The organism is Hymenobacter roseosalivarius DSM 11622 (genome assembly GCF_900176135.1).
GTDB lineage: Bacteria > Bacteroidota > Bacteroidia > Cytophagales > Hymenobacteraceae > Hymenobacter > Hymenobacter roseosalivarius.
Window position 1 is genome coordinate 1 of the sequence record NZ_FWWW01000084.1, and the last position, 23,352, is coordinate 23,352.

Here is a 23,352-nt window from a genome sequence, read left to right on the forward strand (position 1 = left end):
CTCTTTTTTATGGGGTATGCAGGGCTGGAGTTAGCGCGTGTACTCTAGTTCAGTGTAAGGCTGACCATCTTTTGCTACACTACGCAACTTCAGCGAAGAAGCAGACAGCGAGGTAACTAAGTACTCCTTAGCTTCACCCAAATTCAGAGTCAGCGCTTTCTTGTCGGCGCTAAGAGCCCAGGTGCCGGGCTTAGCTGATGTTTTAGCATCCTTCATGCAGACGTTAGCGCCGGGCAATTGCGTTAGTTCACCCGCTGCCTCGAAATGTAGCTTGTCATCCTTGCTGCACTCATCTAGCATCACGAATATATTCGTGGTTCTAACGTCGTTTGGGGTTGGCACAATGCCTTTGTAGGCTACTAGCTGCCAATCGCCGGCCAGGGAAGCATCCGTCGAAGACTGGGATGTAGCGCGGGGAGTAGGAGATTCTTCTAGCTGCTTTTCGCAAGAGGCAAACAGCATGGTACCCAACGTGAGGGCCGTAAGCAGACGTACTTTGGTCATGAAAAGATAGAAAGGTGAATAGAAAAGAACGTGTAGAAATAGGTCGTATAGCTATGAATTTAGGAGGATGCGTATGAGCACCAGAAAAGTTGAAAGCAGTTGAATTACCTTGAAGAAGTGTAATTGCTTGAATATCCTGGCTACAAATATAGATACCACTTTGGTATACCCCATCAAAACCGGGTTAAAATTGACCTATAAAATTATGTCAATTGTATTTTGTTAATATTTATTCAGGCTTTAAGATGTACGGCATGCAAAAGCCTTAGGCGAACTCACAAGTGAGAGTTCGCCTAAGGCTCATATGCGCTATATAATAATATTAAGATTTAGCCTTTAGCTCAAGCAGCGTAACAACGTCTTTGTTCCCGCTGGCTTTGGCGCTGGTAAGGGCCGTGTTGCCGTCCTCATCTTTTGCCTGTAAGTCGGCACCGCTGGCTAATAGCAGCTCGACTAGCTCCTTACTGCCTTTTCCGGCCGCATGATGGAGAGCAGTTGCCTGAAAGGCGTCACGCCAATTTATTTTTGCCTTGTGCTGAAGCAACGATTTTACGATGGCTACATTATTATTTGTAGCCGCTGCAATCAGGTAACTAGTAGGAAAACCGGGCACTATCTCAATAATGTGATTGGGGTCAGCGCCTGCTTTGAGCAGAGTTTCAACGGCGGTAGTATTGTTTTTTAAAACTGCAGTATATAATTCCTTGCTTTTATCCTGAGCTGCTGAAACGTAGGCTAGACTCACAAATAACAAACAAAAGAAGATAATTTTTTTCATGCAAAAGGATAGTAAAGTGATCTTGGTATTACGTAAAAGTACAATACCCGATTCTTTCTGTCACCACCCTGTACTAACAAATTATACTGGCCATAATCCTTAAGACCGCCTCGTAAAACAAGCTGTTCTTAATCAGCCATAGCCAACTGTTTTTGCTTTTGCTTTTTCTCTTTTTTCAACCTGTTCAGCCAGAGAATAACACCGGTAATGGGGAAAGTGACGCCCAGCACGCAGGCTATTAAGGCAATAATTTTAGAAGGCAGCCCAAAAATGCCCCCCGTGTGTACGGGCTTAAAGGAGCGTCGTACCCGTTGCCCCAGATTCCGATCCTTAAAGGCGAGCTTACCCAGCACTTGGCCATTATACTGATCCAGGTATAGTTCATCATTGGCTGACTCGTGGGGGGCATTTTGCGGTAGCATAGCTACACGTACTGCTTCGGCGGAGTCCTTGGGAAGTTGAATGCTGAAGTTTTGAGCCGCAGGCATCTGTTGGCGTGCTATGTCATAGGCCGCTTCGTAAGTCAGGCGCGCGTTAGCGGGAGCAGCCACGGACTTCGGTGGCTCAGGGCCTTTCATCTCCGAGTTAGTGAGGGTGAATATGCCTTGGTTAAACCACTCAAATGACCAGGCCAAGCCCGTGAATGCGAACACAAACAGAAAGAGAGCGCTATAAAACCCCAGCACAATGTGTAGATCATGATTGAGGCGCTTCCAGCTGGCATCCCACTTTACGGAGAGCCGCTGGCGTAGTACCTTGCCCGTGGCCGGCCACCACAACACCAGGCCCGTCGCGATGATAAACAGGAAAAATAAGGTGCTCACGCCCACGATGAACTTGCCCACCGCGCCGGCCACCATGCCCCGGTGCAAGGCAAACATGGTGTAGAAGAACGTGTCGCGGTATACATAAGGGCCGATAACCTGCCCTGAATATGGATTGACAAAGTACTTCGGGCCACCACCTTCACCACCTTTGGGTTTACCTTCCCCTTTAACCTGCAAAGCGGCTAAACTCACTTCTATGGTGCGGGCAGGATCAGCATATACCTTCACTCCCGTAACCCTCGACTGAGGAACCACAGCTTGCACGGCCTGCGTCACTTGGTGGAGAAAAAGGCGCGGCTGCTCACCGGGCGCCGCCACGAAATAACGCTCGGGATGCCAGCCCTGCTCTAACTCCTTCTCGAAAACCAGCACCGCGCCCGTAAAGCAGAGCACAGCAATGACTATTCCGGCAGCCAGGCTGAGATAAAGGTGAATAGTGCGAAAGAAAATCTTCATGGTAAGGAAAAGCTGAAATATTTTGGTCGAAGCCAAGCTGGTTAGTCGCTTGCTTGGAATTTAATCATTCAGTCGCGAGTACCAAAAGTATGTCCTACCACTTTACGGCTACGGTCAGGAAGTAGGCGCGTCCATCGGAGGGCAGGATACCTGGGCCGGGGTAGCCGGTGGCTCGGCGGGTAAAATACAGGTTATTGGTCAGGTTATTTACGCTGCCCTCGAGCTTGAGCCAGCGATGCTCCCACGAAACAGACGCGTCCAGGACGTGGTAAGCCGGGATAAGGCCGACTACGGCCGAAACGCCGCCGGCCGTCGCGTTGGTCGCGTCGGTGAACTGGTCGGAAAGATAGGTGTACTGGAAGGAGGCTTTTGTTGGGCCGTAGCCCGCCCGCGTACCGGCTTTCAGGTTCAGGGCCGGCACAAATTCCACTTGGTTGCCTTTTACGCCGGCTATTTCGCTGGCCGTGTAGCGGCCCCGAATCAGGGCCACGTTGCCGAACGTAGACCAGGACCAGCGCCCGGCCTGGGGCTGCCACGGGCGCAGCACGTCGGCCTCAGCGTAGGACTCCACGCCCAGAATCAGGGCCCGGCCAACATTGCCGCGACGGCGCAGCACTCGGTCGTTTTCGTCGTAGGTCTGCACCTCGCCGATGCGGTTGCCGTATTGCAGGGCAAACAAGCTTACATCGTAGGTGAGCCACTCGCCCTGCTCGCCGCGCAAGCCCAGGTCGGCGGAGTAGCCGCGCTCGTCCTGCAGGTCGGGGTCGATGACGGCCGAGGGGTTAGCGATGCGCATGTCGCTAAAGGTAATGGAGCGGTAGTTCTGCGAAATGTTGGCGTACAACTCGCGCTGCTCCTGCGGCTTGTAGCTTACCCCGATACCACCGAGCAAAAAGCCCCGCGGGCTCACCCGCTGCTCGTCCTGGCGCGTTACCTCAGTGATGTTGCCGGCCAAGTCCCTATCTACCAGACCATAAAAGCCGTTGGCGCGGGTGCGGATGTACTCGTAGCGCAGGCCAGGGGTGATAGAGATTTTATCATTCAGGTAAAGAATGTTCTCGGCGAAAAGTGCGGCGTTGTGGTTGGGGAAGCGATAATCGGAGTAGCTCGAAGTGGAAAGCGCGTCGGGCTCCACGAAGCGGAAGTCGGCTCCGCGCCCGGCGGGTCCAAAGCCCTGAACGCTGTGGTTGTAGCCTCGGTAAAGGCGGGTGCCCACCAGTAAAACCCCATTTTTGCCCCCCAGCGCGTAGCGGTTGAGGTAGCGGGCTTCGAGGCCGAGGTTGCGAAAATCGCCGGTGATGAGGTCGCGCCCGTTGTCTTCGTTGTCAAGGGTCGCTACCCGGTTGGGCCGAAAGCCTAGTGACTTGCGCGAAGCCAGCAGGCCGAAGGTCGTCAGGTTGATGTTGGCGCGCGGGCTCAGCTTCCAGTCGGCCGAGACGTTGAACAGGTTCCAGTCGACCTCAAACCAGTTCCGTTCGCGGTTGGACTGGCGCGGATTCTCCCGAAACATCTCATCGGTGAGGCCGCCGGGCTGCTGGGCCAGGTAGTCCATGTGCGTTACCTGGGCACCCACTTTGAAGTTCTCCGTGAACTGATAGCGCAGGTCGGCGTAGGCGGTTTTGCTGTCGAAGTGGGAGTTAGGCCGCCACCCGTCGCCGCGCTTGTACTGAGCGAAAGTGTAATAGCTGAGCTTCTTCACCGTGCCGCTCACACTGTTGAAGGAGTTGAAAAAACCGTACGAGCCCACAGTTTGGCGCGAGGTGACGGCCACGGTCTTGTCGGCTTCGGGGGCGCGCAGCTCAAAGTTAATCAGGCCGCCGAACTGCGTGCCGTACTGCAAAGATGCCGCCCCGCGCACCAGCTGAATGCGCTTGACGGCCTCAATGGGGGGGGTGTAGTAGCTCTCGGGGTAGCCCAGGGCGTCGGCCGAGATGTCGTAGCCGTTCTGGCGCACGTTGAAGTTGGCGGTGCGGTTGGGGTCAAGGCCCCGGCCGCCGATGCTCAGCTGCAGGCCGCCCTGGTCGTTTTCCCAGATGTTGAGGCCCGCCACCCGCGCGTATACCTGGCGGGCGTTGTTAGTTGCCAGGTTGGCCACCAGGTTGTCAGGCACGATTACCTCCGACTTTTTGGCCGCGAAAATGGCCGTGCCCTCTACTTCCCGCAGCCGGGTCTGCCCAAACCGGCTCTGGGGAGCAGATACGACTACTTCCTTCAGCGTTCGTTCGCGCCGGGTCAGGGTAAACTCCTGCGGGCCGCTGTTTTCCGTCAGGTTTACTTCTACTCGCAGCGGCTCGTGACTGATGGAGGAAAACTGGAGCTGCTGGCGGCCGGGTGTGAGATTGGGTATCGTGAACGAGCCGGCGCTGTCGGTGCGGGCAATCTGGCGGGAGCCTTTCAAATATACCTCGCTGCCCGCTACGGGCTGGCCGGTAGCGGCTTCGCGCACCACGCCGCTGAGCGTTAGTCGCTGCGCTAAGGCGGGGTGCTGAAACAGCAAACCAGTCACCAGCAGACAAAAACTATAAACCGCTAATCGCATCATCAAATGGTAAAATCCAGGGCTTGGGCCGCCAGGTGTCCGCCTCTTGGGCCAGGTCCACGGTCGGGTCGATATAGGCTTTGCCCAGACGCCCATTCAAAGTGACATAGGCATCGGCGTACACCTGGGGGCAGTGCACGCCCTGGCGGGCATAATAATCGCGCAGGTAATGGGCAAACTGCACCATCATGTCGGGCTGGGTGGCGAGCATTTTTTCCTGGAGTATGCTCAGGTGGTCGTCATTATTCACCATCCTGATCTGGCCCGTAGCGCCGTCCACAACCTTAAACTGCACCTGTCCCATCTTTTCCATGAGCATCACCCGCCACGAAAAGCGGTAGCCTTCCTCCGTCCAGAACAGCTCATTCGGGTAGAGCAGGTAGCGAAACGGCAACCCCATTTGTACCAGAAAAAAGCCCCCCAGCCCCAGGAGAAGCAGCCGTCGGGTAGCCCGGCCATACACCAGCGGCGCGGGCGCGCGGGGGGCAAAGATCGGCAGGCGCAGCAGGCGGCGCAGCCACTGGAGGGCCCGCTCGTGCGCGGCGGCCGGAAAAAAGATTAGCGCCGCCACGATCATAACGTACGGAAACATACCGATGGGAAAGAGTACGGCCGTCAGTACATGAAATACCACCACAGCCGCGTAGGCGTAGGGACGAGTGAGGCGGTTGAGCAAAAAAAACGGCACCGTCAGGTCGTAGAAAGCACCAAACCAGCTGAAGGCGTAGGCTACCCAGGGGTAGTTGAACAGAAAGCCCACCAGCGGCAAATCATTCTTGGCGGGCAGCCAGATGCGCAAGGGCATGGCCTCCAACAGCCAGTCGGAATTGAGCTTGGCCAGGCCGGCATAAAAGTACACGATGCCCAGCAGCAGGCGCAGGGCATCCACGGTCCAGCGCGGCACCCGGTCGTGCCAGCGAGCGGGGTGGCGGTGGGCATCCACGGAAAAGTAGCCGCCCGCGGGCAGCACGATGAGCAGCAGCGCCACCAGACTCACGAAATAATAGTGGTTCAGGTAGGTGCTTTTGTCCATGAGCTCGATGTAGGTGAAGCTCAAAAAAAGCCCCCCGGCCGCCCAGCGGTACCCCCAGCCCAGGGCCACCAACAGGGCGCACAGCCCGCACACCGCGAACAAGCCGTAGGTAAGTGGCCCCAAAGGCTTTACCCACTCGAAGCCGTAATACGAGAAGAAGAACTTAGGCTTCAGATACAGCTCCGCAATCCAGCCCTTAGCCCAAAAACGCACCACGCTGGCCAGGACCAGCAGGCCGAAAGCCAACCGGAACGTAGCCAGCGGGGCCGCTGGGGTGTAAGTATGCAAATAGCGCTGAAGTCGACCGCCCGGCAGTAACATTAGTCGCCGTCGTTATCGACGTAGGTGACGGTGATGCCCAGCGCCGAGGTCATGTCTACTTTAAGCATGCGCACGGCCTTCTGCATCTCATTATACGACGCCACGGCCTCGGCATTGCGGCTGCGGATGGCAGCGTACAGGTCGGGGCTTAAAGAGTTGAGCTTCTGATAGGAAGCGTCCAGCTGGGTATTGATAATGCCGCTCAGTGTCTGGTTTGTACGGCTGTCTTTGGCCCCCAGGGCATCAAGGTAGCTTTTCAATGAGGGCTGAGAAGCGCTGCGACCATTGAAAAATAACTGCACCGCCGCGTGGGCAGTGGTAGCCAGCTGGCCGGGCAAAGCCCCACGCAGGTAGTACGACTCAATTTTTTCGGGTACGGGAGTGCCGGTCATGGTGCCAGCCGGAATGCCTACTTTACCCGCCCGCAGGTAGCGCTCGAAATACAGGGAATAAGCATTGATAACCCGTGACAGGGAGCTGCTGGCGTCAGTGCCAGCGTTGTTGATAAAAGTGTCGCGGTAGGAGCCATTCCACTCCGCGTACACCTTGCCGAAGGTCTGGTCCATCTTAGCCACCACATCCGTGAGGTAGCGGCGATGGCCAGCAGAGGCCGCATACTGTTGCACGATGGCCGCATTATCAGCCCCAATACCGTTGAGCAGGTAATCCAACGCCGGGAAGCCTTGCTGCGGAATAGTCGTCGCCAGGTCAAAGTTATAAGAGCCCGAACTGATATTCTGGCGGATGCCGGCAGCATCAGTGGGGTAGATGTTGAAGTGGTTGCGCAGGCTCACCGATTCGGCGGGGCCAAACTCAAACATCTCCACCTTCTGCCACTCCACGTAGGCTTGCTGCCAAGCCTGGCGTGCTTCCAACAAGCTGGCCGTGGTGGGCGCGGTGGTGAAGGCCGTGGTCTTGTTTTTTAACGCCGCGAATTTCCCATCGAAGCGCTGATAACCCGGCTTGATCAGGCTGTCGGCCCACTGCGTAAGCAAAGCTTTGCGGTCGGGCGTGGCGCTAGGGCTAGGGTCGGGGGTACTGCTACCGGGGTCTTTCTGGCAGCTGAACATGACCCAGGCAGTCAGCAAAAGGACGAAGGCGGAAACGAGCGTTTTTTTCATCTGGCTGGTTATCGTTGCCAAAGCCAACGCGCGAAGCAACAAGCTGCCCGACGCGTAGCGGACGTAAAATTATTGAAGAGAGAACTTCGACTTGATGGCGTTGATGGCGACATCGGCCTGGGCGTTAGTCAGGCTCCAGGCCCCATCGCGGCCGGATAGCAGGCCATTGAGCAAGCCATCGGAAAAAGCTGCGTCGGCCCCAAACCGGGTGCAGAAGCGCAGGGAGTAGATAAAGCCGAGGCCTTCACCCAGGGCGTGCGCTTTGGCGGGTAGATCGGGAAGGCTCTTCCAATTGGTGAGGTAGGAAACCGCCGACAGCGCAATAGTTTTCTCCAGCTCCGTGCGAATAATGTCCGCCTGGGCCTTTAGCGTGGTCTTGTCGTTGTTGACAATGGCGGCGCGGCCTTTCAGGAACGCCATATATACATTTGGCGAAGCAGGCCCGTTCTTCTCATTCAGGTAACCGGCCAGAAAACGCTCCCTGGGCATAATATTGATGTCAGTCACCATCAGAGCGTTGGTAGTCATGTAGCCATAAGCCAGGTCCCAGTTGTGCTCCAGTTCCGTGTAGGGTTTGCCGTCCAGGCTTTTACTGTTGTTGGCGCTCAGGGCCTGATCGGTCAGCAACACATTGTCGATCTGGTCGAGCAGCAGGGCACCGATCAAGGCCTTCTGGATTACCTGATTTACTTCAATGCCTTTGCCATCAACGAGGTAGCGGCCCAGGCGGCCGGCGTTACCGGCCGTAGCGGTGTTATTTACCGATTGACTAGCCACGGCCAGGGCGGCCAGGTTGCTGTCAATGTAGGTGCGGACGGCTTCGGCATTGGTAGCCGGAAAAGAAGCTGCCGTGGCATTGCGTAGCTGTAAGCCTGAGCTATTCAAAGTGGGTGCCGAGAACGGCGCACCTGCATTTGTATAGTAATTGCGGAGGGTAGTGGCGTCCAGGGTTGAAGGCGTGGCCGGCGCGGCTACCGCTACTTTGGCCATGTAGGTGTTCAACTCCGAGAACATGTCCAGCCGCACGGCGGCCGCGCCCAGGTCTACCGTTGATTGGCCACTGGCATCCTTAAACGACTCTGTGTATCGGGAGCTGGCCGTAATGGAGGTGTAGTCGAGCTTCGTCCGTAAGGCTGGGGTTGGCGTTTCCGCTTCCTTTTTATCACAAGAGGTTAAACCAACGGCCAGGGTAAGCAATGCGACTGTAACGTATTTGAGCGGCATAAGAAAGTAGAGGTTTGGTGGGCGATTGATGACGCAAATATAGAGACCTTATATGGAATGTTTATAAATAGAAGAAATCTTTTTAGAAAGATTCTAAAGAATTAAATGCTTCCTCACCGGTAGTGTCATGAATTTGGGGGAGCTTGTTGTTTTTGACGGAAGTCGCTTTCAAGTAAAGGGCCGATTGCACCAAAGTAACCAGCCTAACGGCGTAGTACTTTAGTGCAATCGGCCTGAAAATGCCCCCTGTGCCACTTCCTGAGCTACGGGCGTCAACTCAAATACCTCGGCCAGCAATTCGTAAGAGCGTAGGCGGTCGGCAAAATCATAAGTAATCGTAACTGCCGTAACTTCCTCCACGCCATAAGAAGCGGCCAGGGCCGTGAGCTGCGTGTGTACTTGCTCAGGCGTGCCGCTTACCATACGCTGCCGGTGGTAGGTGAGGCGGGCGCGCAGCTCGGGCGTGAGCGGGTAGTCGCGCACGGTATCATAGGAACCGATGGAGCTTCGGTCGCCGGTTTCGAGCTTAAGCATTTGCAGAGCCAGGGTTTCGGCCAACTCGTTAGCTTTCAGTTCCGTATCGGCGCATAGCACGAAAAGGGCCACCGTGGCGCGGGGCACGGCCAGTTCATCCGATGGGCGAAACCGCTCCTTGTACAGCCGGACCATGTCAGGCCCTGCGACGGGATTGATAAAGTGGGCAAACGAAAACGAGGCGCCCAGATGGGCCGCGAATAGCCCGCTTTGTCCGTTGGAGCTGAGCAGCCACAGCTCCGGCATGGTGGTGGCGAAGGGCGCGGCCTTCACCTTTTCATGGACGGTATTGGGCACTACCTCATCGCGCAGGAAGCCGCGCAGATCCATGAGCTGGTCCACAAAATCCTCGTCGCGGAAGGTGTTCTGGGGGTTGAGCACATGCGCCGTCAGGCGGTCGGTGCCGGGGGCGCGCCCGATGCCCAGATCAATGCGGCCGGGATAAAGCGTCTCGAGGAGGCGGAAATTTTCGGCCACTTTCAGGGCGCTGTAATGAGGCAGCATTACCCCACCCGAGCCCAAACGAATGTGCTGGGTTTCAGCCCCCAGGCGTCCTAAAAGTACTTCGGGTGCCGAGCCGGCCAGTGTGCCGGTATTATGGTGTTCCGATACCCAAAAGCGCGTGTAGCCTAATTGGTCGGTGAGGCGAGCCAGCTGTATTGTTTCTTCAAGTGCCTGGCGCGCCGTGCCGCCCTGCCGCACGGGCGACTGGTCGAGGACGCTGAGGCGAAGTGTACTGCTCATGATGCGGGGATGTGTAGCCGTTGAATAGATGCTATAACCCCATGCCAGTCCATCGTGTTCAGTTCACTCCGCTTCGTGGGCCTGGCGCGCGGCTACTCGGCGGCTACGGCCACGGGCTGGCTGATGGCGTTGCTCTTGCGCAGCGGCAGCTCCGGAATAAACAACGTTGCTACCCAGCCCGCCATTACCAGTAATAAGGTACAGAGGTAAATACGTGAAATAGCGTGGGTAAATGCCGCCCGAATAGCCGGTGTGGGACTGCCAGCCACCCGAGCCGGACCGGGGGGCAAACTTGAGCCCTCCGTGGCGCTGACCTGGGTGAGGGAAACCGGCGCGGCAGTAGGAGCAGGCAGGGCCTGCGCCAGACTGATGCTGAGTACGGCACCGAGCCCGGCCGCCGCGACAGCACCCCCAATCTGTCGGAAAAACTGGCTGGCCGACGTAGCCTGACCCAACAGGCGGGGCTCAATGGCATTCTGTACCGCCAGCGTGTAAAGAGGCATACTTGGGCCAAGGCCCAGCCCGCAGAGCACCACGTAAAACAATACCTGATAATAGGTTACGTTGTCCGGCATAGTGGCAAGCAGGCTTAGCCCCATCATTAGCACCACGCCGCCGCCCAGCATCCAGCGCTTGTAGTGGCCGAAGCGCGACACCATCTGGCCCGCCAGCATAGAGCCCGCTACCACCCCCAACGAGAGCGGAATAAGACTGACTCCGGCCTGGGTAGCGGTGGTACCCAGCACATTCACCATGAACAAGGGCTCGAAGATAATAATGCTCAAAAAAGCCCCCCCGAGAAGAAACAGCGCCAGATTGGCGGTGCGGAACACCTTATTATCAAAGAGTGTGAGGTCCAGAATCGGGTTGGCGGCGCGGCGGGAACGAACCACAAACAGTGTAAGCGCCGCCAGAGCCAGGGCAAAAAGGCCCAGCGTGATAGGCGAAGCCCAGCCGTATACGGCTTTATTCAGCTGCAAGGCAATGACCAGCGGCCCCAATCCCAGCATAAGCAGCAAAGCCGCCAGATAGTCGATGGGTTGCTGCTCGCCACGCGGGCGTAAGGCCGGCATCCGTGATAAGATAAACCATAAAGCCAGCGCGCCCAAGGGGATATTTACATAAAATACTAATCGCCAGCCTTCTACACCCGGCAGCAGCCCGTCGCCGTGGTCAGTTAAAAGGCCCCCCAGAAAAGGTCCCAGCACCGACGACACCCCAAACGTGGCTCCCACAAATCCCTGGTACTTACCGCGCTCGGCGGGCGGAAACAAGTCGGCAATGATGATGAAGGCCATAGCAAACAGCCCCGCTCCCCCAAGTCCCTGAATGGCCCGGAAGATGATCAGCTGGCTCATGCCGTCGCCGAGTAGGGGCAGGGTGCCAAATTCGCCCGCCAGCCCGCACAAAGCCGAGCCAAATAAGAACACCAAAACAGCCGTGACCTCAATGGTGCGCCGCGAGTACATGTCGGCCAGCTTGCCATAAATAGGCACCAGCGCCGTACTGGCTACTAAGTAAGCGGTAGCTACCCACGTAAAGCGGTCGAGCCCGTGCAGGTCGCGCACGATGCGCGGCAGGGCCGTGGCCACGATAGTTTGGTCGAGGGAGCCCAGAAAAAGGGCCAGTAGCACACCGGCTAAGGTCAGCAGCTTGGTGCGTTGGGTAAGCGAGTCAGTCATAATGGAATAGGTCGGACTGAGGTACGCGGCATCCGGCGCTAGGTTGGAAGTCCGCGGCAACTGCCACTAAATAAGACGAGAAATGCGGTACTATAAAGCTGCCACCGTGGATACTGATAGAGCACACTCCGTCGACAAATGTTTCGGATGAACAAGGAACACCCAAACGAGCAAACTACCTTCGCCGGCATTATCTAAAAAAGCCCCCCAGATGACCCTTACCCTGGCCTTGCTGTGTTTATTCGCCTTTTTGGCTGGTTTCGTGGATTCGATGGTGGGCGGCGGCGGCCTGATTCAGCTGCCGGCTATGTTATTGCTGCTCAAGGGCGTGCCCGTGCCCGTCGTGTTCGGGACGGGTAAAGTTTCCTCGTTGGCGGGCACGGCCACGGCCCTGTGGCGCTACTCGGGGCGGGTGCCCATGCAGTGGCGCAGTGTGGGCGCGGCGGCTGTTACGGCCGGCTTGTTTTCCTTCGCCGGGGCGCGGGTGGTGAGTCTGCTGCCCAGCGAGCTACTGCGGCCGCTGGTGCTGGGCCTGTTGGTTGTTATTGCCGCGTATACTTTCTGGCGCAAAGATTTCGGGGCTATTCACGCCCCGCGGCTCACCCCCAGCCGCGAAACGCTTTACGGCGTGCTGGTAGGGGCAATCTTAGGTTTTTACGACGGCTTCTTTGGCCCTGGCACGGGCAGCTTGCTATTGTTCGCCTTCGTGGGACTTTTTGGCTATGACTTTCTCACCGCCTCGGCCTCGGCTAAGCTCGTGAACGTGGCCACCAACCTCACTAGCCTGCTCTACTTCGCCTTCACCGACCAGATTCTCTACCATATCGCGCTGCCCATGGCTGCCTGCAATATGCTGGGCTCTACGCTGGGCGCCCGCATGGCTCTAAGGCAGGGGACTGGCTTTGTGCGCGTGCTGTTTCTGGTGGTGGTTTGCGGGATTATTCTGAAGCTGGCGTACGATACGTTTAAATAAGCGCACGGTAGAGACGCGTATTGGCTGCGCGGACCTTCGGTTCGCGTCTAATAGTTGAACTGAAGGTCCGCGCAGCTAACGACCTGTGCCGGGCCGTTCGAATAGAATAGTTCACCTAAACAACGACCGCAACGACCAGACGCGAATACGCGTCTCGACGGTTGGTTTTACTGCTCACCGCCCGGCAAGCCGGGCACCGGATTGCCTTGGGCGGCACTCGTGTTCGGTACGCCCATCTTTTCTTCCCGCTTGCGCTGATAACGGGTAAACTGGTCGGCCGACAACACGTCTTTTAGCGCCGACATGCGGGCGCTGCCGATGTCTTCCACGACCCCATTCAGTTTGCGTAAATTGGTGCGGTAGCGGAGGCGGGCGGTTTCCACGCCGCGCACGCTGTTCAGGTTTATCTGATTCACTTTTATGACTTGCTGCGGCGTGAGGCCCAGTGCCTGCCGCATATTATCGGTAAGGGCCTTGGCGCGGGCTTCTACTTTGTCGGCGGGGGGCATCGGAGCCGCACTTGGTCTTGCTGGCGTTGCTGCTTTAGGTTTGGCAGCTGTTGAGGCAGCGGTTTTGGGCTTGGTAGCGGTTTGGGCCTGCGTGAGGCCGGGGGCCAGAATCAGGAGAAGGAAGGCAGCAAAAAAGGAAGTCTTCATGTCAGAATGGATAGTACGGAAGCCAAAAATGGGCACCCGGTGCAAAGATGTGTCAGAAAATGAGCGCTGGAGACGAGCTTCTCAGCGCGTAAATATGGTGCCAGAAAGGAGTAATGGGCTTGTAACGCAGATGGGCAGATAGTTATGCCAGACCTAATCAAAAAAAATGCCCCCCAGCCAGCGTAACCTTTCCTGCTGCATTCCATACTAGAAAGCATGAAGCAGAAAACTCAACCTAAATGGCTGGCATTGGCCGGCATGGGCGCCGTGGTAGCCGCCGCAGCACTGTGGTCTAACCGCCGCGGCTCCTACGATTTGGCGGGCCGCGTGGTCCTGATTACGGGTGGATCGCGCGGGCTAGGCTTAGTGCTGGCCCGCCAGGCCGTAGCCGAAGGCGCCAAAGTGGCTATCTGTGCCCGCGACGCCGAAGAGCTGGAACGTGCCCGCCAGGAGCTGGCTGCCGCCGGCACCGAAGTAGTAGCCCTGCAGCGCGACCTCACCGATCCGGAGGCCGTCCGCTCCCTCATTGCCGAGGTGCAGCAGCAGCTGGGTTTCATTGATGTGCTCATCAACAACGCGGGCATTATCACCGCCGGCCCCCTCGACCACATGGAGCTGCGCGAGTATCAGGATTCGATGGATACGCACTTCTGGGCACCGTTGCACGCCATGCAGGCCGTGTTGCCCGCTATGCGCCGCCGCGGTGAGGGCCGCATCATTAATATAGCCTCGGTGGGGGGCAAAGTTCCGGTGCCGCATCTGGCACCCTACTGCGCCAGCAAGTTTGCACTGGTTGGCCTTTCCGAAAGCTTCCGTATTGAGCTGAAGCAACACGGCATTCTTGTTACTACTATCTGCCCTAATTTGCTGCGCACGGGCAGCGCCCGCCACGCCATCATAAAGGGCAAGCACCAACAGGAGTATGCCACCTTCGTCATTGCCGACTCTTTGCCAGTGCTCACGCTCGATGCTGAAACGGCCGGCCGCCGCATCTGGAACGCCTGCCGCCGCGGCGACGCGGAAGTAATACTAGGCACGCCCGCCAAGCTGCTCGCTGGTTTGCACGGCCTGATACCCGGCACGACCACCGACCTCTTGAGCTTGGTGAATCGCGCTTTACCGGGCGAAAACGGCGAACTGGGCGACGAGCGCCGCCACGGCTACGAAAGCGAGTCAGCAGCTAGCCGCTCCTGGGTGACAACGCTCACCCGCAAAGCCGAGAAGGAGAATAATGAGCTAAGCAGCGATAAGTAATAACGGACTCATCTTAAGGTCTTTAAAAAATAAAAACCAGAGTGTAGAGACGCAACAGTTTGCGTCTCGTCGTTGCTGATGTTGTGTAGTTGGTGCGGTTCCAACTGTTCAACGATGAGACGCGAATACGCGTCTCTACACCCTAACATTACTGTTTCTTTGCAAATAAATTATTTGGCAAAGAGCTGGTCTAGAAGTAGATACCGGGCGCGGTTCTGCTCAGCCTCGGCTCGCGTTGTAACGTCGATGCGTAGAACTTGCGCATCACGGCCTGCTTTCGCGGCCGGCCAGGTGGGCAAACCTTCACCATTAGGGTTGCTAGTCTTGATGAAGTTGGCAAAGTAGATCTGCATCGTCTCTGACACTTTGTAGTCATCCGGGGTCCAGGCGTACACTTTGTTGGTAGCCAGGTTGCCGAGGGCATACTCAATCTCCGCTGAATGTGTGGCCCCTTTAGCTGCGGGGGCGTCGCCCATAGCTGGGGTCATGGCGGGGCGGGGGCGGGCGTACAGGTAGCGGTACACGGGCTGCCCGCCGGTTTGGCCGTGCATATCGGCCCATTTCCAGGTGCTGTAGGCAATAAACCGGTCGCCGGCCAGGTCGGTGGCCGATGGCTCCGCTTCCTGCGCGGTAGCGGCTGGGTACAGCTTCAATACCTCGTTGGCACGGTCGCCGTAGAGCTTTTGCACCACTTGCCGGAGATTTTCGGGCGTAGCTGGTTCTTTTCCAAGCAGAAAGGGAGCACTCATTTCCTGCGAATTCCAACCCACGAGCAACGGCACGCGCGCTTGTTGTCCGGCGACGAACGTGGCAGTGGGCGACTGGGTGAAAAAGTAACCGTCGATAGTAGGGGCGAAGCGCGGCACGCCGGGTTTGCTGGCTGCTTCCAGCAGTTGTTGGGCCGGCAGCGCCCGCAAGGCGGCCAGCGAAGTTGCCCCAAGGCTGGCAGCAAAAGCAGACCCGTTTTTCTCGGCTTCAGCCAGAGGTAAAGGCCCGAAGCTGGTATTCAGCATGGAGCCGCTTTCACCAATAGCCCTGGCAAACAGGTTTTTGGATAATGGAGACGCCATCTGAGCACTTACTGACATAGAGCCTGCCGACTCGCCGGCAATCGTCACCTTTTTGGGGTCGCCGCCAAAGGCCGCGATATTCTGCCGCACCCAGCGCAACGCCGCGCTCTGGTCCAGAAAGCCGTAGTTGCCCGAGGCCTTGTGCAGTGATTCTGTGGAGAGCTCCGGATGGGCCAGAAAGCCAAAGATACCCAGTCGGTAATTCACCGTCACGGCCACAATGCCGCGCCGGGCCATGCTTTCGCCATCGTAGCGCGGCTCCGAGCCATCGCCGGCGATAAAGCCCCCGCCGTAGAAATACACCAGCACCGGCAGCTTTTCCTGCGCTGATTTGGCCGGCGTCCACACATTCAGGTAAAGACAATCCTCACTCACGCCATCGGAGCGAAAGTTCATGTCGCTATAAATGGGCAATTGCATGGCCTGGGGACCAAATTTCCTGGCCTGGCGAATCCCCATCCAGCTTTTGACCGGCTGAGGCTCCCGCCACCGCAAGTCCCCGACGGGCGGCGCAGCAAAAGGCACTCCCTTGAACTCACGAATACCGCTCGCCGCCGTGCCGCCTTCCAGCAAACCGTTAGCCGTCTGCACGCGGTTAGCAGCAGAAGCGGTGGGGGGCTTTTTTGCTTGCCCAAAAGCCATAGGCAAACCTGGCAGAGCAAGGAGCAAAAGCAGCAGTGCAGTCTTCATCGGTAGCTGGATGTAGGGCGCTTAATTGACAACGAAGGTCATAATGGAGTGGGGCTGACTCACGGCAGCAGTAGCCTGGTTCTGGAGCCAAAGCTGAAAATCCTGCTTTTTTTCGCTGTCATTCATCACGACTACAGCCACCTTGCCATCGGTATTAAGAAAAGCCGTGGTGCTCAAATGGTCGCGGTTCGACGAGCTGGTGATACGCTTTGCGCCGGGGCGGATAAACTTGGAGAAGTGACCGATGTAGTAATAGCTATTGGTGTACAGCAGCTTACCGCTGCGGGTGTCGCCGATAACGGGGGCGTAGCAGAAGTTTTGCACATGGTTGGGGCCGCCGGTTTCGTCCAGCAGCACGTTCCAATCGGTCCAGCCGACAGTGCCGTTGTTGAAGTCGTTGATCATGGAGTGGCCGTAGCGCTCACCCAGTGCCCAGTCGCCTAGTTTGTCGAAGTTGAATCTCTCCACGCAGCCTTCCGTGAATATCAAATTCGTATTCGGGTAGGCCTCGTGCACATTCTTCAGGTTGTCGAAGAGCATGCCGCTGCCGGTCCAGGTTTCGTACCAGTGGTAGCCAATACCCCATACATATTGCGCGGCCTTGAGGTCGTCGAGAATGGTGCTGGCGCGCTGAAAAATCTGGTCGCGGTTGTGGTCCCAGGCAATGAGCTTGCGGTCGCCGAGGCTGTTTTTTTCAGCGTTGGCCCGAGGTAGTCGCGGATAAAGTCTCGCTCCTCGGCGGCCGTAAAGATGCACGACTCCCAGCGTTGCTTGGCCATCGGCTCATTCTGCACGCTCAGGCCCCAGATTGGAATGCCTAGCTGCTCGTACGTCTTGATAAACTTGACGTAGTAGTCCGCCCAGTTTTGCCGGTATTGAGGCAGCAATTTGCCCCCTTGTAGCAAGCTGTTGTTATCCTTCATCCAGGCTGGCGGGCTCCACGGGCTCACGTACATCGTCAGTTTGCCCCCCGCCGCCGCTTGTATTTGCTTGATGAAGGGAATGCGAAACTGCTCATCATGCTTTACGCTGAACGTTTTCAGACTTTCATCCTTATCGGCCACATAGGTGTAAGACCCGCTCGAAAAATCGGAGCTGTGAATCGTGGTGCGCGCCAGCGTGTAGCCGATGCCATTTGTCGGACTGTAGTAAGCCTGCAAAAACTCCTGCTGCGTGGCTTTGGGCAACTTGGCGAAGGTTTCGGCGGACGCGTCGGTGAGCGCCCCACCAATACCCAGCATGGTTTGAAACGTCTTGGTAGGATCAACAAATATGCACACCTGGGTTTCCAGCGGCTGCGCCTCCGGCTTAAATGCTAACACCTCGCCAGCCGCCATGCGCAGCGGCGTATTGGCCGCAGTGGTGTATACCTGCGCTTTTTTGCCGGTTACTGAGTAGGATTGAGCCTTACCCGGTGCTTTTACAACCGATTGGGCCGTGGCATTGCTACCTGTAGCCAGCGTGGCCAGCAGCAGACAAGAGAGTAGCTTGTTGATCATATAATTGATAATGCTTATCAACTGTCGGCAAATGCCACCGGTCCCTGCCAGCGCACGGGATGTGGCAGGTGGGGAAGTTACGGGTAACAATGGGTTTACATAACCAAGCTTTCATCATTGATTGTATTATCTCTATCAGGTCAGGCTATCAGAATGCTGGTTGAAGACTGAGCCATTAACCGAAAAAGCCCCCCAGAACCAACTCCGGGGGGCTTTTTTAGGTTACAATACCTGGCAGCGCGGACACGCATACGTCGCTCGCCCGCCCACGTAACTCTTGTCAATCAGGGTCTTGGGGTGGCGCGGGCAAAACTTGTGCTGCTCCGAGCCGGGCGTGGCGGAATCGTCCCACTCGCGGGCGTGAATGAGGAAAGAAGCCGGGAAGTGTCGATAAGTAGCCTCGTGCTGAATGGCGGTTTGCAATACCAGTTGAATAGCCAGACTCAGGGAGTTAAACTGCTTGTCAGTTAGTGAGTTGGCAATCCGTTCGGGATGGAGCTTAGCCTGAAACAACACCTCGTCTACAATCCAGTTGCCCAGGCCCGCCGTGATGCGCTGATCGAGCAGCAGAGGCTTGAGAATGGTTTTTTTGCCCCCCAGCGCTTGCTTAAGGTAGCCGGCGCTGACGTTGAGGGCATCGGGCCCGAGCTTCTTGGCTTTCTGATACGCTTCCACGCTGTCGGCCAGACGGATACGGCCGAACTTGCGGGGGTCGATGAAGGCCACGCGCAGGCCGTCGGCCAGGTGCAGGGCTACGCGGGTGAAGCGGGGCGCGTCGTGGTCGTCGCGGTAGGCGCCTACGTCGCCGGTCATGCCAAAGTGCAGGGCCAGCACGGCACCATCGTTCAGCTCCAGAAAACAGTTTTTGCCAATGCGGCGGGTGGCCGTTACCTGCCGGCCGACCACGCGCTGACGCAACGTGTCTTCGTCGGTGCCCAACACATGCGCGTCGCGCACCTCGAAGGCGGTAATAGGTTGATGGAGAATAATATCGTCGAGAAACCGGCGGTAGGTTTCTACTTCGGGTAGTTCGGGCACTGAGGTAGAGAGCTTAGGTGGGGTAAAAACCAAAAAATGCCCTTGGGAGGCATTTTTCAAAGAACCAGGTTCTTAATAACCAGCTCTTATCACCGATGTTCCGAGCAGTAGCGACTAGCTAAACGCTTGCCTTAAATCCGCATGGTGCCTACCGCCACTACTACGGCCGTGCCACCAATCTGCACCATCTCAATGGACTCATGTGAACCCCGCACGCTTACTTGCACAGTGCCAGGACGGTTGAGCCAATGACCCTGCTCAGCCACAAAATTGAGTGAATCCAAATACCGATAATGCCATAAATACGCGGCCATTCCGCCCGTAGCGGAGCCCGTAACGGGATCCTCGATGGTATCGGGCGGTACGCCGAAGTGGCGGGCGAAGGTGTGGCCAGCTTTCGTAGCGCCGCCCAGACAAAAAAGATGAGAACTGAAAAAGTCGCTGGAGGCGCGGTACTTGCGGAAAGCAACTGGCTCGGGCGGCGTAGCGCGGCGCAGAGCGTCGTGGTTGCGGAGCAGCGCCATGAGTTGGGGCGTGCCGGTACTTACCGTCTGGATGAGGGCACCGGGGTAGAGGTCGTCAGGGGTCAGCCCAAAAAAGGGCATCACCACTTCCGGCTCGTGCACGGCTCCGAACACCGGGCGGCGCTGCGTCATGACGACGTGCGTCGGTTTTTGCCCCCCAGGGGCCAATACGTCAATCTGTATCGGGCCTTCCTGCAACTCCAGCTGCAAGGTGGTGTGGATGCCGGCCAATGGCAGGCGACCTGCATAAATAAGCGCCGTGACGGCAGCAATAGTCGGGTGGCCCGCTAGTGGCAATTCTTCGGCCGGCGTGAAGTAGCGTAATCCAAAATCGGCGGTGGGCGAACGGCGCACGAATACTGTTTCCGACTGGTTGAACTCGCGGGCTACCTTCTGCATGGTTTCCGCGGAGAGTTCATCAGCATCAAACACTACCGCGCACGGATTGCCGCTTAGCGCTGTTTGGGTAAAGGCATCAACAAGCAAAAAGGGGTAGGAAACGGGCATAGGTGGCAGCAGGAACGGAACCTCTAAGGTAGGAAGAGTACGGAGAGTTGGATATAAAAAAAAGCTAATTCCTCGGGGGAGGAATTAGCTTTAGACAAAAACTCAACCAATACTTAAGAGGGGTCGGAAAGGCGGCCAACCTGCTCGCCATCGGTGTCATATACGCCCCCATTGGCGCTTACGTACAGCCGGCGCTGCTGCCCATCGGTAAGTACGTAAGGGAAAGTGCGGCTGCTGGAGCGAGTGAGACGCCCGACTACTTCGGCCGAGCGACTGTTGCGCCCCAGGCGCACTACACTCAGGCGGTCAGTGAGGTAATACTGCTCGTCGGGGTTATCGCGGAAAGTGATTTTGCCAATCACGCTGACCGTATTGCTAGCAGTATGCACCGGGGTAGCGGGCGGAGTGCGCTGCGTAAGAACCGCTGGCGCGGCGGAAGGAGCTGTGATTTTAGAGCTGGCTACAATCTGACCATTAGCCCGCTGCCAGCCTTCGCCAATCGCTTTGAGGCGAGTGGGGCGGCCTGGGTGGGTGGCCGAAGCCTGGTCATCGGCAATGACTGCCATAGCAGCCTGAGACTGAGCTAAGCTAGCGCCCATTTTGCGCAGCACGAAGCCCGAAAACTCATCGGCTTCCAGCTCGTCGGTAGGGTTGCTGCCGCCGGCGCGCAGGGTGTGGCCGTTGAGGTGGTGGCCCATTTCGTGGGCCAGAATGCTGATGCCAGCCCAGTCGGTGCGGCCCGCCTGGTTCACGGCCCCCACAAACTGCGGATTATACAGCAGGTAGCGTTGCCCATTGTAGACGACAGCCGCTGCGTTTTCTACTTCCGAAGTAGAGCGCAGCTCGAAGCGGGGCTTCAACCCAACCACATCCGTGATTTCGCGCAGTATGTCGCGCCGGCTACCGTTGTTCGTTTGGGCCGTAGCTACGGTACCCGATAAAAAAAGCCCCCCAGCAAGCAACAGGCCTGCAAAACGGCGGAAGATGCGGTTGGTGTTCATAGACAAAGTTGGATAAAGTTGACGCTTTATTGAGGCAGCTTTCCGGCCAGAGGCACAAAGCAGTCAGCTTGTCAGCGGTTCACTAGCACAACGTTATCCGGGGAGTATTTCGTTTGAAAAACGTAGAAAAAAAAGGAGAGGCTGGGGCCACCGCAGAACTTTCTATACCGCCAATTCGGCCTTGGCCGGCGTGCGCTCCCCGATTTGCTGACGCCACATGGCGTAATACAATCCTTTGGTAGCCAATAGCTCCGCGTGGCGGCCTTGCTCGGCAATTCGGCCGCGCTCCAGCACAAAGATGCGGTCGGCGTGGAGAACGGTGCTCAGGCGGTGGGCAATGAGAATAGTGATATGCTGGCGCGAGCCAGATAGCTCCCGCACGGTCTGGCTGATTTCCTCTTCGGTGAGCGAATCAAGCGAGGAAGTAGCCTCGTCAAAAACCAATAGAGTAGGTTGGCGCAAAAGGGCTCTGGCAATACTCAGGCGCTGCTTTTCGCCCCCCGATACTTTCACGCCGCCTTCCCCGATGACGGTATCCAGGCCTTGCGGGGCGCGGGCCAGTAGGGAGCCCGCGGCGGCCTGGTGCAGAGCACGCAGACACTCTTCGTCGGTAGCCTGGGGCGCGACGAAAAGCAGATTTTCGCGGATAGTGCCGGCAAATAGCTGGGTGTCCTGGGTTACGAAGCCGATTTGCTCGCGTAGCTGATCGAGGTCAAGCTCATTGCCGGGAAGATCATTGTACAGAATCTGGCCGCTGGCGGGGGGGTAGAGGCCGACGAGCAGCTTCACGAGGGTTGTTTTGCCGGAGCCCGAAGGCCCAACGAACGCAATGGTTTCGCCGAGCCTGGTGTCGAAGGAAATACCATCCAGCGCCGCGTTGTTGGCCGATAGATGCTGGAACCGCACGTCAGCGAAACGGAGTGTCTGTATCTGTTCAATACGCTTCGGGTTGCTGGGTTTTACTTCCTTCGGCGTGTCCAGTATCTGCTGGTAGTTGGCCAGCGACGCCTCGGTTTCGCGGTAGATGTTGATGATGTTGCCCAGCTCCTGCAAAGGCCCAAAAATGAAGAACGAGTAGATAAAAAGCGAGAAGAATTCGCCCACCGTAATGCGCCCGTTTACCACCAAAAACAGCATGAGCAGCAGAATACCGTTGCGCAGCAAATTCACGAAAGTGCCCTGAATAAACGACAGCGAGCGGATGTAGCGCACCTTCTTCAGCTCCAGCTTCAGAATCTTGTTGGTGGTGGCATTTAGGCGCAATGTTTCCTGCTGGCCCAACCCCAGACTTTTCACCAGCTCGATATTGCGCAAGCTCTCCGTGGTAGCGCCCGCCAGCGCGGTAGTTTCGGCCACGATAGTTTTCTGCAACACCTTGATTTTCTTGCTCAACACGGAGCTTAAGACTCCCAGCAACGGAATCGTAAGAAAGTACACCGGCGCAATAACCCAGTACACGGTAATAGCATACACCACCACGAAAATAATGCCTACCAGTGAGGTAAAAAGCACATTTACAAAGCTTTGAATAAGCTTCTCCACGTCGGAGCGGACCTTTTGAAGTTTACCCAGCGTTTCGCCCGAGCGTTGATCCTCAAACACCTGATAAGGCAATTCCAGGGAGTGACGAAGGCCATCGGAATACAGTTGGGCTCCCAGGCGCTGGGTGATGACGTTGACGTAATAATCCTGAAAGTTTTTGGCGATGCGCGACACCATGGCCACGCCCATGGCGGCCAGTATGAGCACGCCTGCCCCGCGGATAAAGGTGCCCGCGTTGATATCGTGTAGCTCGCCGCCGGGCTGCACCACGTACTGGTCAATGATTTTGCGGAAAATCCAGGGGTCGAGGAGGGAGAATATCTGGTTGACGGCCGCCAGAGCCAAAGCCAAAGCCAAAAGGCCCCGGTATTGACGCAGGTAAGTGTAGAGTAGGCGCATGGGGAGGGAGAGTATGGCAGAGAAGCCGCAGGCGAGGGTAGAAGTTTAATAAAAAGCCCGCAGCAACAACCAACTTACTCCCAAAGCCCGCACCAGTTGCACCGTATAGCGCAGCTGATTCGCTTGGATCTGCACCCCCCGGTTCGTTCAACGATTGGCCTCACCCCCCGGCCTCCTCTCCAAGGGGAGAGGGGGAGCCAGCCGACTTGTGCTACGTGGCCACGTCGGCTGTCGCTTCCGCGACCGCTACCAGTTTAACGATTGTAGGTAAGGTGTTATCAAATAGAAAAGCCAACGATAAGAAATCGTTGGCTTTTTACTGTTAGAGGAATAATCTATCAACTGGAGCCCAGCGCCTGGCTCCCCCCTCTCCAAGGGGAGAGGGGGAGCCAGGCGCTGGGCTCCAGTTGAACGAACCGGGGGCTAATCGTTAGGG

At 57.1% G+C, this 23,352-nt stretch carries 18 protein-coding genes and 1 pseudogene; 2 read left to right on the forward strand and 17 right to left on the reverse strand.

Annotated elements, in window-relative coordinates; genetic code table 11:
* Positions 1-30 precede the first annotated feature (30 nt).
* The 9 genes from B9A24_RS15345 to B9A24_RS15385 all read right to left on the reverse strand — a co-directional run bounded on the left by B9A24_RS15345 (position 31) and on the right by B9A24_RS15385 (position 11,763).
* Entirely contained in the window at positions 31-504 is a 474-nt protein-coding gene (locus B9A24_RS15345) for a lipocalin-like domain-containing protein (protein WP_084446909.1), read from the reverse strand.
* Positions 505-826: 322 nt separating this feature from the next.
* Positions 827-1,282: an ankyrin repeat domain-containing protein gene (locus B9A24_RS15350; protein WP_084446910.1), complete on the reverse strand. Its 456-nt coding sequence runs from the start codon at positions 1,280-1,282 to the stop codon at positions 827-829.
* A 128-nt stretch (positions 1,283-1,410) separates the two neighbouring features.
* Positions 1,411-2,565, reverse strand: a complete 1,155-nt coding sequence (locus tag B9A24_RS15355) for a PepSY-associated TM helix domain-containing protein (protein ID WP_084446911.1) — start codon at positions 2,563-2,565, stop codon at positions 1,411-1,413.
* Positions 2,566-2,659: 94 nt separating this feature from the next.
* Positions 2,660-5,107 carry a TonB-dependent receptor gene (locus tag B9A24_RS15360; RefSeq protein ID WP_084446912.1) on the reverse strand — a complete coding sequence of 816 codons (2,448 nt, stop codon included), beginning with the start codon at positions 5,105-5,107 and terminating at the stop codon, positions 2,660-2,662.
* On the reverse strand, positions 5,085-6,425 hold the full coding sequence (locus B9A24_RS15365) for an HTTM domain-containing protein (protein WP_234997345.1): 1,341 nt from the start codon (positions 6,423-6,425) through the stop codon (positions 5,085-5,087). Before B9A24_RS15365 ends, B9A24_RS15360 begins: the two co-directional genes overlap by 23 nt.
* Positions 6,426-6,457: 32 nt before the next feature.
* A complete protein-coding gene (locus tag B9A24_RS15370) occupies positions 6,458-7,579 on the reverse strand; it encodes an imelysin family protein (protein ID WP_084446914.1) in 1,122 nt (373 codons plus the stop codon).
* Between the two features lie 69 nt (positions 7,580-7,648).
* Complete coding sequence (locus tag B9A24_RS15375; RefSeq protein ID WP_084446915.1) at positions 7,649-8,803, reverse strand: DUF4856 domain-containing protein; 1,155 nt, start codon at positions 8,801-8,803, stop codon at positions 7,649-7,651.
* Positions 8,804-9,022: 219 nt separating this feature from the next.
* Positions 9,023-10,081, reverse strand: coding sequence for an LLM class flavin-dependent oxidoreductase (locus B9A24_RS15380; RefSeq protein ID WP_084446916.1), 1,059 nt, complete (start codon positions 10,079-10,081; stop codon positions 9,023-9,025).
* Between the two features lie 92 nt (positions 10,082-10,173).
* Complete coding sequence (locus B9A24_RS15385; protein ID WP_234997346.1) at positions 10,174-11,763, reverse strand: MDR family MFS transporter; 1,590 nt, start codon at positions 11,761-11,763, stop codon at positions 10,174-10,176.
* Between the two features lie 211 nt (positions 11,764-11,974).
* On the opposite strand from B9A24_RS15385, the gene B9A24_RS15390 reads away from it, so the two are divergent.
* On the forward strand, positions 11,975-12,736 hold the full coding sequence (locus tag B9A24_RS15390) for a sulfite exporter TauE/SafE family protein (RefSeq protein ID WP_084446917.1): 762 nt from the start codon (positions 11,975-11,977) through the stop codon (positions 12,734-12,736).
* Between the two features lie 167 nt (positions 12,737-12,903).
* Here B9A24_RS15390 and B9A24_RS15395 read toward each other — a convergent pair whose 3' ends face one another.
* Positions 12,904-13,392: a hypothetical protein gene (locus B9A24_RS15395; protein ID WP_143434972.1), complete on the reverse strand. Its 489-nt coding sequence runs from the start codon at positions 13,390-13,392 to the stop codon at positions 12,904-12,906.
* A 216-nt stretch (positions 13,393-13,608) separates the two neighbouring features.
* Between B9A24_RS15395 and B9A24_RS15400 the strand changes: the two genes are divergently transcribed.
* Positions 13,609-14,646 (forward strand): SDR family NAD(P)-dependent oxidoreductase, encoded by a 1,038-nt coding sequence (locus tag B9A24_RS15400; RefSeq protein WP_084446919.1) that lies wholly within the window; start codon positions 13,609-13,611, stop codon positions 14,644-14,646.
* 170 nt (positions 14,647-14,816) lie between these two features.
* On the opposite strand, the gene B9A24_RS15405 is transcribed toward B9A24_RS15400, so the two are convergent.
* The 7 genes and pseudogenes from B9A24_RS15405 to B9A24_RS15430 form a co-directional block, all read right to left on the reverse strand.
* Complete coding sequence (locus B9A24_RS15405) at positions 14,817-16,406, reverse strand: carboxylesterase/lipase family protein (RefSeq protein WP_084446920.1); 1,590 nt, start codon at positions 16,404-16,406, stop codon at positions 14,817-14,819.
* A 21-nt stretch (positions 16,407-16,427) separates the two neighbouring features.
* Entirely contained in the window at positions 16,428-16,703 is a 276-nt protein-coding gene (locus B9A24_RS23245; protein ID WP_394334639.1) for a glycoside hydrolase family 30 beta sandwich domain-containing protein, read from the reverse strand.
* Positions 16,689-17,905 (reverse strand): annotated as a pseudogene (locus B9A24_RS22720) (glycoside hydrolase family 30 protein); the annotation flags it as partial. The gene B9A24_RS23245 and the pseudogene B9A24_RS22720, both read right to left, overlap by 15 nt.
* Positions 17,906-18,127: 222 nt before the next feature.
* Positions 18,128-18,943 (reverse strand): DNA-formamidopyrimidine glycosylase, encoded by an 816-nt coding sequence (gene mutM, locus B9A24_RS15415; protein WP_084446921.1) that lies wholly within the window; start codon positions 18,941-18,943, stop codon positions 18,128-18,130.
* 131 nt (positions 18,944-19,074) lie between these two features.
* Positions 19,075-19,974: a PhzF family phenazine biosynthesis protein gene (locus B9A24_RS15420; protein ID WP_084446922.1), complete on the reverse strand. Its 900-nt coding sequence runs from the start codon at positions 19,972-19,974 to the stop codon at positions 19,075-19,077.
* 113 nt (positions 19,975-20,087) lie between these two features.
* Complete coding sequence (locus tag B9A24_RS15425; protein ID WP_084446923.1) at positions 20,088-20,975, reverse strand: M48 family metalloprotease; 888 nt, start codon at positions 20,973-20,975, stop codon at positions 20,088-20,090.
* Between the two features lie 162 nt (positions 20,976-21,137).
* The gene (locus B9A24_RS15430; RefSeq protein WP_084446924.1) at positions 21,138-22,916 is read right to left on the reverse strand and encodes an ABC transporter ATP-binding protein; all 1,779 of its coding nucleotides are present in this window, start codon (positions 22,914-22,916) and stop codon (positions 21,138-21,140) included.
* Positions 22,917-23,352: the final 436 nt, after the last annotated feature.

Excerpts from the sequence above, each read along its gene's own strand:
- B9A24_RS15345 (WP_084446909.1), bottom strand. The coding sequence starts at position 504 with ATGACCAAAGTACGTCTGCTTACGGCCCTCACGTTGGGTACCATGCTG.
- B9A24_RS15350 (WP_084446910.1), bottom strand. The coding sequence starts at position 1,282 with ATGAAAAAAATTATCTTCTTTTGTTTGTTATTTGTGAGTCTAGCCTAC.
- B9A24_RS15355 (WP_084446911.1), bottom strand. The coding sequence starts at position 2,565 with ATGAAGATTTTCTTTCGCACTATTCACCTTTATCTCAGCCTGGCTGCC.
- B9A24_RS15360 (WP_084446912.1), bottom strand. The coding sequence starts at position 5,107 with ATGATGCGATTAGCGGTTTATAGTTTTTGTCTGCTGGTGACTGGTTTG.
- B9A24_RS15370 (WP_084446914.1), bottom strand. The coding sequence starts at position 7,579 with ATGAAAAAAACGCTCGTTTCCGCCTTCGTCCTTTTGCTGACTGCCTGG.
- B9A24_RS15375 (WP_084446915.1), bottom strand. The coding sequence starts at position 8,803 with ATGCCGCTCAAATACGTTACAGTCGCATTGCTTACCCTGGCCGTTGGT.
- B9A24_RS15380 (WP_084446916.1), bottom strand. The coding sequence starts at position 10,081 with ATGAGCAGTACACTTCGCCTCAGCGTCCTCGACCAGTCGCCCGTGCGG.
- B9A24_RS15385 (WP_234997346.1), bottom strand. The coding sequence starts at position 11,763 with ATGACTGACTCGCTTACCCAACGCACCAAGCTGCTGACCTTAGCCGGT.
- B9A24_RS15390 (WP_084446917.1), top strand. The coding sequence starts at position 11,975 with ATGACCCTTACCCTGGCCTTGCTGTGTTTATTCGCCTTTTTGGCTGGT.
- B9A24_RS15395 (WP_143434972.1), bottom strand. The coding sequence starts at position 13,392 with ATGAAGACTTCCTTTTTTGCTGCCTTCCTTCTCCTGATTCTGGCCCCC.
- B9A24_RS15400 (WP_084446919.1), top strand. The coding sequence starts at position 13,609 with ATGAAGCAGAAAACTCAACCTAAATGGCTGGCATTGGCCGGCATGGGC.
- B9A24_RS15405 (WP_084446920.1), bottom strand. The coding sequence starts at position 16,406 with ATGAAGACTGCACTGCTGCTTTTGCTCCTTGCTCTGCCAGGTTTGCCT.
- B9A24_RS15420 (WP_084446922.1), bottom strand. The coding sequence starts at position 19,974 with ATGCCCGTTTCCTACCCCTTTTTGCTTGTTGATGCCTTTACCCAAACA.
- B9A24_RS15425 (WP_084446923.1), bottom strand. The coding sequence starts at position 20,975 with ATGAACACCAACCGCATCTTCCGCCGTTTTGCAGGCCTGTTGCTTGCT.
- B9A24_RS15430 (WP_084446924.1), bottom strand. The coding sequence starts at position 22,916 with ATGCGCCTACTCTACACTTACCTGCGTCAATACCGGGGCCTTTTGGCT.